This is a genomic window from Streptomyces sp. NPDC008079, assembly GCF_042957385.1.
Lineage (GTDB): Bacteria > Actinomycetota > Actinomycetes > Streptomycetales > Streptomycetaceae > Actinacidiphila.
Window position 1 is genome coordinate 479,434 of sequence record NZ_JBIBIC010000002.1, and the last position, 15,062, is coordinate 494,495.

The following is a 15,062-nucleotide window of genomic DNA, read 5'->3' on the forward strand; positions in this document are numbered from 1 at the left end:
TCTCCTCCGGAGGGGGTGGGGGCGGTCGGGGCTTGTGGGAACGGGTGACGGGGCGCCGTCATGTCTGCCAGCGGTAGCCGCGGGGGGTCACCATGCGGCCGGAGACGATACGGCTGGCGGTGTTGCCGACGGTCACGACCGTCACCATGTCGACCGTGCCGACGTCGAGGTCGGCGAGCGTCGTGACCTCGACCCGCTCGTCCGGGCGGGACGCCGCGTGGACGACGCCGACCGGAGTCAGCGGGGTGCGGTGCTCGGCCAGGACGGACAGCGCCTTGGGCAACTGCCAGGCGCGCCCGCGGCTGCGGGGGTTGTAGAAGGTCACGACCAGGTCGGACTCGGCGGCGGCCCGCACGCGCCGTTCGATCACGTCCCAGGGTGTGTGCAGGTCGGACAGGCTGATCGAGACGTGGTCGTGGCCGAGCGGCGCGCCCAGCAGGGCGGCTGCCGCCAGGGCGGCGGTCACGCCCGGTACGCCGATCACGTCGATGTCGTCGGCCGCCTCCGCCAGCGCGGGGGAGGCCATCGCGTAGACCCCGGCGTCACCGCTCCCGATAAGCGCGACGGCGTGCCCGGCGCGGGCCTCCGCGACGGCGGTGCGGGCCCGTTCCTCCTCCGCGCCGAGCCCCGACTCCAGCACGCGGGTGCCGGGCAGCAGCAGGTCGCGGATCTGGTCGACGTACTGGTCGAGGCCGACGATCACGGACGCGCGGCGCAGTTCCGCCACGGCGCGCGGTGTCACCAGGTCGCGGGCGCCGGGGCCCAGGCCCACCACGGCCAGCCGTCCGCGCGGTCGGCGCCGCGCGACGGCGGCTGTCGCCATCGCCGACTTCCGCTTCTCCACGATCAGCTGGCCGCCCGTCCCGGCGGCCAGGATCGCCGCAGCCTCCGCCACGGACGGTGTCCCGACCGCGGCGAGCGGCGCCGCCGAGGGGTTCGGCACGGCCGTCCTCGCCAGTTCCGCTGCCGCGTACGTCAGCAACGGCACCCCGAACTCCGCCGCCGCGGCCACGATCCCCTCCTCCCCGGCCTTCGCGTCCACCGTGGCCAGGGCGCTCACGCTCTTCTGCGCCAGCCCCGCCTCCGCCAGGGTGCTGCGCACCAGCCCGACCACTTCCTCCCGCCCGACCCCCCGGCTTCCCCCCACCCCCACCACCAACGACGGCGGCCTCACAAACACCGCGACGCCCCCCTCATCTCCCCCCACCACCCGATCCGTCACCCACACCGCATACCCACCCGCGCCCGCCGGGCGGGGGACGGCGGTGTTCGGCGGTGCCGAGGTCAGCTCGCGCTGGGCCGGGGGCCCGGGGCGGAGCGTGAACGGCTGGTCCTGCCCGGCCACAGTCCGGGGGTCTTCGGGGGAAGTGGGTTCCCCTGAATCCGCCGCGCCCGCCGGACGGGGGACGGCGGTGTTCGGCGGTGCCGTGCGGCGCTCGGCCAAGGTCTGGGGGTCTTCGGGGGAAGTGGGTTCCCCTGAATCCGCCGCGTCCGGCGGACGCGGGATGGTGGGGGGCGGCGGTGCCGTACGGGGCCCGGCCACAGTCCGGGGGTCTTCGGGGGGCGACGGTTCACCCGAATGTGCTGGGGCCCACTCTGCCGAGACCACCGTCAGGGGAAAGGCGGGGAGGGGCCAGGTCTGGTCGGTGTGGAGGCGGACGGGGGCGCCGTCGAGGAGGGCGCGGGTGAGGGGGGCCAGGGGCCCGTCCGTGGGGTAGGGGAGGGCGTCGAGCGCGGGGGTGCCGACGGAGTCGGTCGCGGTGGTGATGACGGGTGCGGACCCGAGGACGGAGGAGACGGCGGAGGCCAGAACGTTGGCGCCGCCGCCGTGCCCGCCGAGGAGGGCGACGGCGTGGCGGTGGGCCTCGTCGACGATGACGACACCGGGATCCTCGGCCTTGCCGCGCAGCAGCGGGGCGAGGAGCCGCACGGCGGCGCCGGTCGCGAGGAAGAGGACGAGCTGGTCGCACTCGGCGAAGGCCGTCGCCACGACGGTCCGCAGCGGACGGTCCGCGCCGTCGCCGTACAGCACCGTCCTGCCGGGCCACGCGGCGGCGAGCCGCTCGCATCCGGTGCGCCCCGCCGCGGTGGCGTGGATGAGGCCGATCACGAGAGCTCTCCTTCTTGGGGTGCGGGGCGCCGGGCCCACAGCACGAACACGGGATTCGTCGCGGCCAGCCGCGCCACCTCCCCGGGCAGCGGCGCGAGCCGCGACGACTGGAGCAGGACACCGTCGGGCACCAGCCCGGCGGCCCGCAGGGCACCGCGGACCTCCGCCACCCGGTCCACGGCGGCGAGCGTCACCACGACGGTCCGCCGCGCCCGCCGGGCGCACGCCGCGACGATCGCGGCCAGCTCCCGCCCGCCGCCGCCGACGAAGACGGCGTCGGGGTCGGGCAGTCCGTCGAGCGCGGCGGGCGCGTCCCCGTGCACGACCTGCACGTCCACGCCGTGCGCGACGGCGTTCGCCCGTATCCGCTCGACGCCGTCGGCCGTCTTCTCCACGGCGACCACGGCGGCGCCGAACCGCGCGCACTCCACGGCCACGGAACCGGACCCGGCCCCGACGTCCCACACCAGGTCCCCGGTGCGCGGCCCGAGCCGGGCCAGGGCCAGGGCCCGTACCTCGAACTTGGTGACCATGGAGTCGCGGTGCGCGAACTCCTCCTCGGGCAGCGCCCATTGGGCGGGTGCGGGCGGCGGCCCCGCGACCGTACGGGAGACGTCGGCCCGTTCGCCGAAGGAGTCCGCCGCCAGGCACAGCACCACCGCGACCCCGTCCCCCGACCAGTCCCGTTCGGCGGCCCGCGCGGGCGAGACCCGCTCGACGCGCTCGGCATCCGTACCGAGCGCGGAGGCGACAACGAGGGTACGGTCCAGGCCGGTACGGGCCAGCGCCGCGCCCAACTCGGCCGGTCCCGCGCCGGGTCCGGTCAGTACGGCCGTCTTGGGATGCGCCCGGCACACATGGACGGCGGTGCGCAGATCGCGTCCGTGCGCGCTGACCACCACCGCGTCGTCCCAGCGCAGCCCGAGCCGGGCGAAGGCCACCGCGACGGACGGGGACGACGGCCGTACGTCGAGCGCCGCCGCGCCGAACCGCGCGCCCAACGCCCGTACGATCCCGAAGAATCCGGGGTCGCCCGAGGCGAGCACGACCACGCGGGCACCGGGCGCGGCCGCGTACTCCGCGATCGTGTCGAGCGCGGGTGCGAGCGGCCCGAGCACCACGCGCCGTGCCCCGGCGGGCAGTTGGACCGCGTCGAGGTGCCGGGCGGCGCCGACGACCAGATCGGCGGCGCCGACGTCGGGCACCGGGCCGCCCGTACCCACGCCGAGGACGGTGATCACGCCGTCACCCATGGGACTCACGCGGTTCCCCCGAAGCGCGGGACTCCTCCGGCGTACGGGACTCCCCCGGAGCACGGGACTCCCGCAGGGCGCGCCGCGCCACCGGATCGGCCCGCCGGAAACCGTGGAAGTGGCCGGGGTGATAGAGGTGCGAGCGCGTCCCGGAGGCCGCGAGCGCGGGTCCGACCAGGAAGAGCGTGTGCTTCCAGAGCTTGTGCTCCTTGACGGTGGCCTCCATCGTGCCGACCGTGCAACGCAGCAACAGCTCCTCGGGCCACGTGACCTGATGGGCAATCAGCACCGGGGTGCCGGTGACGTAGCCGCCCTCCAGCAGCTCGGCGGCGAGCTGCCCGGACCGCGCCGCGGACAGGAACACCGCCATCGTCGTACCGTGCCGGGCGAATTCCCTGACCTCCTCGCCCGGCGGCATCGGCGTCTTGCCGCCGCCCAGCCGGGTCAGGATCACCGACTGCGCGACCTCGGGAATCGTCAACTCCCGCCCTGCCAGGGCCGCGACGGCCGAGAACGACGACACCCCCGGCACGATCTCCACCTCGATGCCGAGCCCCGCGCAGCGGTCCACCTGCTCCTGCGTGCCGCCCCACAGCGCCGGATCGCCCGAGTGGATCCGCGCCACCCGCAGCCCCTCGCGCAGCGCCCGCTCGTACACCGCGACCACGTCCTCCAGCGACATCGCCGCGGAGTCCAGGATCTCCGCGCCCTCGCGGGCGTGCCGCAGCACCTCGGCCTGCACCAGGCTCGCCGCCCAGATGACGACGTCCGCCTCCGCGATGGCCCGCGCCGCCCGGAAGGTCAGCAGATCCGCCGCGCCGGGGCCCGCGCCGACGATCGTCACCTTCGCGCCGCTTGCGGCGCCCGTCCCCGGTTCCGTCGCGCCGCTCACAGCTTTCCTCCCCGGCCGCCGTCGCGCCGCGCGGGCGCGATCAGGGTCGACAGGTACGGCAGCGCGCCGTCCCGCAGCTCCTCCGCCAACTCCTTGGCGGGCCTGATGGATTCACCGGGCAGCCCCAGCGAACTGCCCCACACCGCGCCCTCGGTCCTGCCGGTCTCCCGCAGCGCCGCCGCCACTTCCCCGGCCAGCCGCCCGAATTTGTACGCCACCACCGTGCCGGGCCCCTCCAGCGCCGCCCGCAGCACCGCGGACCCCGCCGTCACCGGCACCAGCGTCAACGGCTCGGTCCCCTCGGTGAGTACGGCCCCGCTGCGCGCCGCCAGATCCTGCATCGCCGTGATGCCGGGCACCGTCTCGATCCGCACCCCGGCCACCGACTCCGTGACCGTCTGCGCCAGATACGTGAACGTCGAGTACACATTCGGGTCGCCGATCGTCGCGAAGGCCACCGTCCCGTGCTCCCGCAGGAGTTCGGCCACCCGCGCGCCCGCCGCGTCCCACGCCGCCTCCCGCCGCGCCCGGTCGGTCCGCTCGTTCAGCGCGAACACCACCCGGACGATCCGCGCCGCGTCCACGTAGTGCAGTACGGTCGCCTCCGCCCGTCCCCGCTCGCCCGTGTCGAGTACCGGTACGACGACCACGGCCGCCGCCCGCAGCGCGTTCACTCCCTTGACGGTCACCAGCTCCGGGTCGCCGGGGCCCACCCCGACTCCGGTCAGCAGCGCGGTCATTCGGCACACCTCTCTACGAAGCGCCGCGCCAGTGACGGCTCGGCGGCCCAGTGCACATGCAGATACGAGGCATGCACGTTCTTCTCCACGAAGCCGTCGACCCTGCGGGCGGCTTCTCCCGTGAAACCCCAGGCCGGGGTGGCGCCCGCGCCCGGCTCCACGCGGGTCCTGTGGAACTCGTGGCCCCGCAGGCGGGTGCCGGCCGCCGCCAGCACGCTGTCGCTCAGCGCGACGGCCTCGCGGTAGCCCAGCGTCAGGCGGTCGGTCATCGTGGCCGTGGCGTTCAGCACCCCGCACATCGGGGCACCGTCCAACTCCCTTGTCAGATAAAGGAGTCCGGCGCACTCCGCCGCGATCGGGCCTTCGAAGGCGGCGACCGCCTCGCGCAGCCGCTCATTCGCCGACAGGTCGGCGGCGTGCATCTCGGGGAAGCCGCCGCCGAGGATCACGCCGCGCGTACCCTCCGGCAACTCCTCGTCCCGCAGCGGGTCGAACCCCACCACCTCCGCCCCCGCCGCCCGCAGCAGCTCCGCCTGCTCCTCGTACCCGAACGTGAACGCCGCCCCACCCGCGACAGCCACCACCGCGCCCCTCCCCGCATCCGAGCCCGACCCCCCGGCCCCACCCGCTGCGGCAGCTGGGGGAGGGGCCGGGGCGGAGCCACGGTTTCGGGGAGGGGCGGGGTGGGGGAAAGCGGCGCCGCAGGCCGCCAGCTCGGACAGCGGGTCCCAGGCGGTGCCCGGCAGGTCCGGGGCGCTGCGCGCCAGGGAGAGGAGCGCTGGCAGGTCGCAGGCACCGCGCACGAGCGCGGCGAGCTCACGGACCCACCCCACGGCGTCCCCCCGCCGCTCGGCGACAGGAATGAGCCCGAGGTGCCGGGACGGAACATGAAGCAGCGGCGCGCGCCGCAGCACACCGAGCACGGGCACCCCGGACTCGTCGAGCGCGGCCCGCAAAAGGGCCTCGTGCCGATCGGAAGCGACCTGATTGAGAACGACCCCGCCGATCCGCACCTCGGGATCCCAGGAGGCGAAGCCATGGACGAGCGCGGCGACGGACCGCGACTGCGCGCCGGCGTCCACGACGAGAACCACCGGCGCCCGGAGAATCTTGGCGACCTGCGCGGTGGAGCCCAGCTCACCGCGCCCCGCGGCACCGTCGAAGAGCCCCATGACGCCCTCGACGACGGCGAGTTCGCATCCGGCGGCGCCGTGCGCGAAGAGCGGGACGACACGGTCGGGCCCGCACAGAAAGGGATCGAGGTTGCGACCGGGCCGCCCGGCGGCGAGCGAGTGGTAGCCGGGATCGATGTAGTCGGGCCCGACCTTGTGCGGGGACACGGCGAGCCCGGCCTCGGCGAAGGCGGCCAACAGCCCGGTGGCGACGGTGGTCTTGCCGCTGCCGGAGGCGGGCGCGGCCACCACGAGGCGCGGGACGTTCACCACTCGATGCCCCTCTGCCCCTTCTGCCCGGCGTCCATGGGGTGCTTGACCTTGGACATGTCGGTGACGAGGTCGGCGGCGTCGACCAGCGCGGGCGGCGCGTTGCGGCCGGTGATGACGACGTGCTGGGCGCCGGGCCGGTCGCGGAGCACGGCGACGACCTCGTCGGTGTCGACCCACCCCCAGTGCATGGGGTACGCGAACTCGTCCAGCACGTAGAGCCGGTACGTCTCGGCGGCCAGGTCCCGCTTGACCTGCTCCCACCCCTCGCGGGCCGCGTCCTCGCTGGACTCCAGGGACCGCTGCACCCAGGACCAGCCCTCGCCCATCTTGTGCCAGGCGACGGTCCCGCCCTCGCCGGAGTCGCCGAGCACGCGCAGCGCCCGCTCCTCGCCGACCTTCCACTTGGCGGACTTGACGAATTGGAACACCCCGACCGGCCAGCCCTGGTTCCAGGCGCGCAGCGCGAGACCGAAGGCGGCGGTCGACTTCCCCTTGCCGACGCCGGTGTGCACGATCGTCAGCGGCCGGTTCCTGCGCTGACGGGTCGTCAAACCGTCGTCGGGTACGGCACTCGGCTGCCCCTGCGGCATTACGCGGCCCTCCGTACGTCGTTGACGAGCGCGGACACCGTGTCGGCGCGCAGTTCCTCCAGCGTCACCGCGACGCCGCCCAACTCCTGTGCCAGCGCGCCCGCGAGGCCGAGCCTGACCGGGCCCGACTCGCAGTCCACGACCACCGAGGCGGTGCCTTCTGCGGCCAGCAGCCGGGCCGCCCGCGCGGCGAGCGCCATCGGTTCCAGACCGCTCTTGACCGTGCTGCCCGCCGCCGCCCGGCTGCCGGTCGCCCGGCCGTCCGTCACCACGATCAGCAGCGGGCGCCGCGTGGCGTCCCGCAGCCGTTCCACGCGCAGCACCTCACGCGCCTTGAGCAGCCCGGCGGCCAGCGGCGTACGCCCACCGGTCGGCAGCTTCTCCAGCCGGACCGCGCCCGCCTCGACCGACGACGTCGGCGGCAGCACGAGGTCGGCGTCCGCGCCGCGGAAGGTGACCAGACCGACCTTGTCGCGCCGCTGGTACGCGTCCAGCAGCAGCGACAGCACCGCGCCCTTGACCGCGGTCATCCGCTCCCGCGCCGCCATCGAGCCGGACGCGTCCACCACGAACAGCACGAGATTGCCCTCGCGGCCCTCCCTGACCGCCTGCCGCAGGTCGTCCCGGCGGATCACGAGCCCCGCGCCCGACCGGCCGCGCGCCCGCTGGTACGGGGCCGCCGCCTGCACGGTGGCCGCCAGATGCAGCTTGCCCAGCGAGCCGCGCGGACGCCTGGCGGAGGTCGTCCTGCCGTGCGCCGTACGGGCCCTGGACCTGCGTCCGGCCGCGCCCTCGCCGATGCCCGGCACATCGAAGTGCCGCGTCCTGTACGGGTCCCCGGCGCCGACCGCCGAGCGCTCGCCCTTGGGCCCGGAGCCGTCGCCCGCGCTGTCGCCCGCACCCGCGCTCGCGGCGGGGGAGTCCTGGCCCGCGCGCGCGTCCTGCTCGCCGCCGGGCTGTTCCCGCGAGCCGCCCTGCGGGCCGCCCTCCGGCTCCCGAGGCCCGGACGGCCCGCCGCCGGGGCCGTCCGGGTCGGTGTCCGGGTCGTCGTCCCCCTCGCCGTCCCGCCCGTCGCCCTGCTCTCCCTCTCCCTCGCCGGCCCCGCGCTCCCGCTCCAGCGTCTCGTCCAGCTTGTCCTCGTCGAGGCCGGGCGCGTCAAAGGGGTTGCGACGCCGCCGGTGGGGCAACGCCAACAGCGCGGCCTGCCGTACGTCCTCGGCGAGGACGACCGTGCGGCCCGCCCACGCGGCCAGCGCCGTCGCCGTACGCGCCATGACGATGTCCGCGCGCATCCCGTCCACCTCGAACGCCGCGCACGTCGCCGCGATCTGCCGCAGCGCGCCGTCGCCCAGGCGCACCGACGGCAGCAACCGCCTTGCGGCGGCTATCCGTTCACGCACCGCCTGCTCGTCGGCCGCCCAACGCGCCCCGAAACCGGCCGGATCCGCGTCGTACGCCAGCCGCCGCCTGACCACCTCGACGCGCTCGTCGGTCTCCCGCGAGGCCGCGACCTCGACCGTCAGGCCGAACCGGTCGAGCAACTGCGGGCGCAACTCGCCCTCTTCCGGGTTCATCGTGCCGACCAGCAGGAAGCGGGCCGCGTGCCGGACGGAGACGCCTTCGCGCTCCACGTAGCTCGCGCCCATCGCCGCCGCGTCCAGCAGCAGGTCCACCAAGTGGTCGTGGAGCAGATTCACCTCGTCCACGTACAGCACGCCGCGGTGCGCCGCCGCCAACAGGCCCGGCTCGTACGCCTTCACGCCCTCCGACAGGGCGCGCTCGATGTCCAGCGCGCCCACCAGGCGGTCCTCGCTCGCGCCGACCGGCAGCTCAACCACCCGCGCCGCGCGGGCCGTTCCCCCGCCCGCCTCATGCGGGCCGTCCGGGCACTGCGCGTCCGGGGCCGCCGGGTCGCAGGAGAACCTGCACCCCGGCACCACCGGTACGTCCGGCAGCAGTGTCGACAGCGCCCGCACCGCCGTGCTCTTCGCGGTGCCCTTCTCCCCCCTGACCAGCACCCCGCCCACCGCCGGGCTCACGGCGTTCAACAGCAGCGCCAACCGCAGGTCTTCCTGGCCCACCAGGGCCGTGAACGGATACGGCGTATTCACGATGCCTCCTCGTACGTGCACATGCGGTTCGCTGACATCTCTCCCCCCACCCCGCCCCTCCCCGAAGCCCTCAATCGCCGGGCGGGCTGGAGAGCCGGGGCGGGGTGCGCGAGGGCGGCTCCCGCCTCCGGCGGGTGGGCGGCGGGCAGGGGAGTTGGGGTGGGGTGCGCGCGGGCGGCTTCCGCCTCCGGCGGTTGGGCGGCGGCCTGGAGAGCCGGGGTGGGGTGCGCGAGGGCGGGTTCCGCCTCCGGCGGGTGGGCGGTCCGTGCTGCGCATGCCTCGGCGGGTTTCGCCTGCGGCTGCCGGACGGTCGGTGCTGCGCATGCCTCGACGACCTCTGCCTTCCGTCGCCGGGCGGGCTGGGGAATGGTGAGAGGGGTGCGGCACGACGAGCCTGTCCGGCGATTGAGGACAGGGGGGACGGGGGCTTGCCGCCGGTTCCGGGGAGGGGCGGGGTGGGGGAGAAGGCCCGCCGCAGGCGTGGCGGTGGCGGTGGGGGTCACGCGTCGCCCTCCAGGTCACCCTCGAGGTCGAGATAGGTGGAGCGCAGGCGCTCCAGGGTCTCGGGGTCGGGGGCGGACCACAGCCCCCGCTCGGCCGCTTCGAGCAGCCGCTCCGAAATCCCCCGCAGAGCCCAGGGATTGGACTTCCGCATGAATTCCTGGTTCTCCGCGTCGAAGACATACTCGGTGGCGAGCTTCTCGTACATCCAGTCGTCCACCACCCCCGCCGTGGCGTCGTACCCGAAGAGATAATCGACGGTCGCCGCCATCTCGAAAGCCCCCTTGTACCCGTGCCGCCGCATCGCGGCCATCCAGCGGGGATTGACGACCCGCGCCCGGAACACCCGGTGCGTCTCCTCACCGAGGGTCCGCGTGCGGACCTGGTCCGTGAGGGCGGAGTCGCCGACATAGGCCCGCGGGGAGTCGCCGGTCAGATGGCGGACCATGGCGACCATGCCCCCGTGGTACTGGAAGTAGTCGTCGGCGTCGACAAGGTCGTGCTCACGGGTGTCGACGTTCTTGGCGGCGACCTGGATACGGCGGAAGGCGGCCTCCATGTCACCGCGGGCGGCCCGCCCGTCGAGACCGCGGCCGTAGGCGTAACCGCCCCAGACGGCGTAGACCTCGGCGAGGTCGGCGTCGGAACGCCAGTTGCGGGCGTCGATCAGCGGCAGCAGCCCGGCCCCGTAGGCACCGGGCTTGGAGCCGAAGATGCGGGCGGTGGCGCGCCGCCGGTCCCCGTGCTCGGCGAAGTCCTCGTCGGCGTGGGCGCGTACGTAGTTGACGTCGGCGGGCTCGTCCAACTCCGCGACAGCCCGCACCGCGTCGTCCACGAGGGCGACGACGTGCGGAAAGGCGTCGCGGAAGAAGCCGGAGATGCGGACGGTGACGTCGATCCGGGGCCGCCCCAACTCCTCCGCGCCGACGACCTCGAAGCCGGTGACCCGCCGGGACGCGTCGTCCCACAGCGGACGGCAGCCGAGCAGCGCCAGGATCTCGGCGATGTCGTCGCCCTGGGTGCGCATGCACGACGTGCCCCACACGGTGAGGCCCACGGACTGCGGATACGCGCCGGTGTCGGCGAGGTGCCGGGCCAGCAGCGAGTCGGCGAGCGCCGTGCCGACGTCCCAAGCGAGCCTGGACGGAATGGCCTTGGGGTCGACGGAGTAGAAATTGCGGCCGGTCGGCAGGACGTTGACCAGGCCGCGGGTCGGCGACCCGGAAGGCCCGGCCGGTACGTAACCGCCGCGCAGCGCCCGCAGGATGTGGTCGATCTCGTCGGTCGTACGGGCCAGGCGCGGCGCGACCTCGCGGGCGGCGAATTCCAACACCCGTACCGCGTCCGGCACTTCGTGGTCGCCCAGCACCTGCGCGACCACCCCGGCGGCGGCGTCACGGTGCCAGGCGGCGGCCTCCATCGCCTCCGCGAGCCGCCGCGCGAGCTGCTCCAGCAGGTCGACGGCGTCGGAGGCGGTCCGCGCGGGGCCGGCCGCGAGCGAGGTGAGCGCGGACGGCAGCTCCACGCGGGCGCCGGGCTCGGCGAGCAGCGTCTTCTCCACCAGGCCGAAGGAGAGCGCGAGCGCGGCCCGCAGCCCCGGCAGCGCGCCGCCGACCCCGCCCCACACCTGCGCGGAGCGCAGCACGGCGAGGACCAGATTGGTCCTGGCCTCGCCGACCGGGCCGCCGCCCAGGATGTGCAGACCGTCCCTGATCTGCACGTCCTTGATCTCGCAGAGCCAGCCGTCGACATGCAGCACGAAGTCGTTGAAGTCGTCCTCCTCCGGCTGCTCGTCCACGTGCAGGTCGTGGTGGAGTTCGGCGGCGCGCACCAGGGTCCAGATCTGGCTGCGGACCGCCGGGGCCTTGGCCGGGTCGAGATCGTTCACCAGGGCGTACTCGTCGAGGAGTTGCTCCAGCTTCGCCAGGTCGCCGTACGTGTCGGCGCGGGCCATCGGCGGCACGAGGTGGTCCACGACGGTGGCGTGGCCGCGCCGCTTGGCCTGGGTGCCCTCGCCGGGGTCGTTGACGATGAAGGGGTAGACCAGGGGGAGTTCGCCGAGGACGGCGTCCGGCGCGCAGCCCGCCGACAGCCCGAGGCCCTTGCCGGGCAGCCACTCCATCGTGCCGTGCTTGCCCAGGTGCACGATCGCGTCGGCGCCGAAACCGCCCTCGGCGGTCGCCGTCTCCAGCCAGCGGTACGCGGCCATGTAGTGGTGGGACGGCGGCATGTCGGGGTCGTGGTAGATCGCGATCGGGTTCTCGCCGAAGCCGCGCGGCGGCTGGATCATGATGACGACATTGCCGAACCGCAGGGACGCCAGCACGATGTCGTCGCCGTCGAGGTAGAGGGAGCCCGGCGGCTCGCCCCAGTGCTCCAGCATCCCGGCCCGCAGGTCGGCGTCGAGCGTCGCGAACCACTTCTCGTAGTCGGCCAGCGGCACGCGCGCGGGCGCCGCCGAGAGCTGATCCTCCGTCAGCCACTCCACGTCGTGACCGCCAGCCGCGATCAGCCGGTGGATCAACTCGTCGCCCCCGGAAGGGTATTCACCGGTCACGTATCCCGCCTCGCGCAGCGCGTCCAGCAGCCGTACGGCGGAGGCGGGGGTGTCGAGGCCGACCGCGTTGCCGACCCGGGAGTGCTTGGTCGGGTAGGCGGTGAAGACCAGCGCGAGCCGCTTGTCGGCGTTCGCCTTGTACTTCAGCGCCGCGTGCCGGACCGCGATACCGGCGACCCGCGCCGCCCGCTCCGGATCGGCCGCGTAGACCGGCACGTCGCCCTCGCCGGTCTCCTTGAACGAGAACGGCACGGTGATCAGCCGCCCGTCGAATTCGGGTATCGCCACCTGCATCGCCGCGTCCATCGGCGTCAGCGCCGCGTCCGACCCCAGCCACGCCTCGCGCGACGAGGTCAGGCACAGGCCCTGGAGCACCGGCACGTCCAGGTCCGCCAACGCGCCGATGTCCCACGCCTCGTCGTCCCCGCCCGCCGTCGCCTCGGACGCGACGGTGCCGCCCGCCGCCAGCACGGTCGCCACGATCGCGTCGGCCCGCCCGAGCAGCGCGTACAGCCCCTCGTCGGCGCTGCGCAGCGAACCGCAGTACACCGGAAGGGCGTTGGCGCCCTTCGCCTCGACCGCCGCGCACAGCGTGTCCACGAACGCGGTGTTCCCCGACAGTTCGTGCGCCCGGTAGAAGAGGACGGCGACGGTAGGCAGCGCCTCGTCGTACGCGTACGCGCCGTGCACGCCGTACTCGGGCATCCGGCGCGGCGCCTCGAAGCCCTCGCCGCTCATCAGCACCGTGTCGGACAGGAAGCGGGCCAGCTCCGTCAGATTCTCCGGGCCGCCCTCGACCAGATAGCGCAGCGCCTCCGCGACGACACCCGCGGGGACCGACGACAGCGCCATCAGCTCCGCGTCCGGCACCGACTCGCCGCCCAGCAGCACCGTCGGCACCCCGGAGGCCGCGAGCGCCGCGAGCCCCTCCTCCCAGACCCGTCGGCCGCCGAGCAGCCGGACCACCGCGATGTCCACGCCGTCCAGCAGCGCGGGCAGTTCGGCCGCCGGATCGACGCGGGAGGGGTTGCCGATCCGGTAGGAGACGGCGGACGAGTCGGCGGCGCGGGCCGCCAACAGGTCGGTGTCGGCGGTGGACAGCAGCAGAACGGTGCTCACGTGTGCCCCATCGTCATCGTCACGTCCCGTTCCCCGGCGGGGGAACGGGTGGGTCTGCGGCCGGCCGGCCGCCCCGGAGAAGTCCTTACGGGTGCCGCCCCGGCCGTCGTTCCTGCCGTTGCTCCGGCTGTTGTCCTGGCCGTCGTCCCGGCTGTTGCCCCGGCCGTCGTCCCGGTTGCCCTTCACGGCGCGCCCGGTGGCACGAACGGCAGGTCGGGCGGCGGCCCCTGCTCGATCAGCCGCAGCAGCGCGCCGGTGTCCGCGTGCTCCTCGATCAGATCGCCCAGCCGGTCCAACTGCGCCTCGCGCAGCGCCCCGAAGGACGTGTCGGGCGCCGGGACGAAGCGCCGTCCGGCGGCGGCGGCCACCCGGCGCAGGAACGCCCGGCGGAAACCGTCGCTCTCCAACGAGCCGTGCCAGTGCGTGCCCCACACCGCGCCGACCCGGCAGCCGTCGAGGAACTCCTCGTCACCGCCCAGGACTTCGGCCACCCCGTGGTGGATCTCATAGCCCTCGACGCGCTCCCCGTACGCCGTCCCGACCGGCCTGGCCAGCGTCTTCGCGGCGGCGAAGCGCACCCGGACCGGCAGCAGGCCAAGACCGGGGACGGAGCCCGCCCGCGACTCGACGTCGTCCTCGATGCGGTCGGCCAGCATCTGGAAACCGCCGCAGACACCCAGCACCGGACGCCCCTCGGCGGCCCGCCGTACGACGGCGTCGGCCAGGCCGCGCTCACGCAGCCACTCCAGCGCCCGCACGGTGCCGCGCGTGCCCGGCAGCACCACGAGGTCGGCGTCGGCCAACTCCTCGGCCCGGTCCACGAACCGCACCACCACCCCCGGCTCCGCCGCGAGCGCGTCCACGTCCGTGAAGTTCGACATCAGCGGTACGGCGGCCACCGCGACCCGCAGCAACTCCGCGCCGTGCGGCGGCGCGACCACCGATTCATGGGCGGCGCGCGGCGACACGCTCCCCCGAACTCCGCCCCGGGGGACCCCCAGCCCGTCCTCCTCGTCGATGCCCAGGCCGTGGGCGAACGGCAGCACGCCGAGCGTCGGCCGGCCGGTCAGCTTGTGCAGCATGTCCAGACCCGGCCGGAGCAGCGAGACGTCACCGCGGAATTTGTTGACCAGATAGCCCGCGACCAGCGCCTGGTCCTCGGGCGCGAGCAGCGCCGTCGTCCCGAAGAAGGACGCGAAGACGCCGCCGCGGTCGATGTCGCCGACCACGACCACCGGCAGTCCGGCCGCGCGGGCCACGCCCATGTTCACGATGTCGGTCCTGCGCAGATTGATCTCGGCCGGGCTGCCCGCGCCCTCGCAGATCACCGCGTCGTACCGGCCGCGCAGCTCTTCGAGGCAGCCGGTGACCGTGCCCAGCAGATCGGCCTGCCGTCCGCCGTGGTAGCCGCGCGCGCTCAGTTCGCCCACGGCCTTGCCCAGCACCACGACCTGGCTGCTGCGGTCGCCGCCCGGCTTGAGCAGCACCGGATTCATCAGCGCCGACGGCTCCACGCGGGCGGCCTGCGCCTGCATCGCCTGTGCCCGGCCGATCTCGGCGCCCTCCCGCGTCACGAACGAGTTCAGCGACATGTTCTGCCCCTTGAAGGGGGCCACGCGTATGCCCTGTCGTACCAGCCACCGGCAGATCCCCGCCGTCACCACGGACTTGCCCGCGTCCGAGGTCGTCCCGGCGACCAACAGGCCGCCCCCGAGGGCCGTCACGAGGTCCCCCCGGCGCCGGA

The 15,062-nt window shown here is 74.6% G+C and carries 9 protein-coding genes; all 9 read right to left on the reverse strand.

Annotated features, from left to right (window positions below; translation table 11 throughout):
- Nucleotides 1-58: 58 nt before the first annotated feature.
- The 9 genes from cobJ to ACFZAM_RS09155 all read right to left on the reverse strand — a co-directional run bounded on the left by cobJ (nucleotide 59) and on the right by ACFZAM_RS09155 (nucleotide 15,042).
- Nucleotides 59-2,110 (reverse strand): precorrin-3B C(17)-methyltransferase, encoded by a 2,052-nt coding sequence (cobJ, locus tag ACFZAM_RS09115; RefSeq protein WP_391044159.1) that lies wholly within the window; start codon nucleotides 2,108-2,110, stop codon nucleotides 59-61.
- Nucleotides 2,107-3,351, reverse strand: a complete 1,245-nt coding sequence (gene cbiE, locus ACFZAM_RS09120) for a precorrin-6y C5,15-methyltransferase (decarboxylating) subunit CbiE (protein ID WP_391044290.1) — start codon at nucleotides 3,349-3,351, stop codon at nucleotides 2,107-2,109. Before cbiE ends, cobJ begins: the two co-directional genes overlap by 4 nt.
- Nucleotides 3,352-3,355: 4 nt before the next feature.
- On the reverse strand, nucleotides 3,356-4,255 hold the full coding sequence (gene cobM / locus ACFZAM_RS09125; protein WP_391044162.1) for a precorrin-4 C(11)-methyltransferase: 900 nt from the start codon (nucleotides 4,253-4,255) through the stop codon (nucleotides 3,356-3,358).
- A complete protein-coding gene (gene cobI, locus ACFZAM_RS09130; RefSeq protein ID WP_391044164.1) occupies nucleotides 4,252-4,995 on the reverse strand; it encodes a precorrin-2 C(20)-methyltransferase in 744 nt (247 codons plus the stop codon). The genes cobM and cobI overlap by 4 nt, the downstream gene beginning before the upstream one ends.
- Complete coding sequence (locus ACFZAM_RS09135; protein WP_391044165.1) at nucleotides 4,992-6,440, reverse strand: cobyrinate a,c-diamide synthase; 1,449 nt, start codon at nucleotides 6,438-6,440, stop codon at nucleotides 4,992-4,994. Before ACFZAM_RS09135 ends, cobI begins: the two co-directional genes overlap by 4 nt.
- Nucleotides 6,434-7,030: a cob(I)yrinic acid a,c-diamide adenosyltransferase gene (gene cobO / locus ACFZAM_RS09140; protein WP_355333755.1), complete on the reverse strand. Its 597-nt coding sequence runs from the start codon at nucleotides 7,028-7,030 to the stop codon at nucleotides 6,434-6,436. Before cobO ends, ACFZAM_RS09135 begins: the two co-directional genes overlap by 7 nt.
- Nucleotides 7,030-9,141, reverse strand: a complete 2,112-nt coding sequence (locus tag ACFZAM_RS09145) for a putative cobaltochelatase (RefSeq protein ID WP_391044167.1) — start codon at nucleotides 9,139-9,141, stop codon at nucleotides 7,030-7,032. Before ACFZAM_RS09145 ends, cobO begins: the two co-directional genes overlap by 1 nt.
- Before the next feature lie 499 nt (nucleotides 9,142-9,640).
- Entirely contained in the window at nucleotides 9,641-13,318 is a 3,678-nt protein-coding gene (gene cobN / locus ACFZAM_RS09150) for a cobaltochelatase subunit CobN (protein WP_391044170.1), read from the reverse strand.
- A 182-nt stretch (nucleotides 13,319-13,500) separates the two neighbouring features.
- Nucleotides 13,501-15,042 (reverse strand): cobyric acid synthase, encoded by a 1,542-nt coding sequence (locus tag ACFZAM_RS09155; protein ID WP_391044173.1) that lies wholly within the window; start codon nucleotides 15,040-15,042, stop codon nucleotides 13,501-13,503.
- Nucleotides 15,043-15,062: the final 20 nt, after the last annotated feature.

What these genes read in the sequence shown, in the direction of transcription:
- cobI (WP_391044164.1), bottom strand. Translation starts at nt 4,995, where the DNA reads ATGACCGCGCTGCTGACCGGAGTCGGGGTGGGCCCCGGCGACCCGGAG.
- cobO (WP_355333755.1), bottom strand. Translation starts at nt 7,030, where the DNA reads ATGCCGCAGGGGCAGCCGAGTGCCGTACCCGACGACGGTTTGACGACC.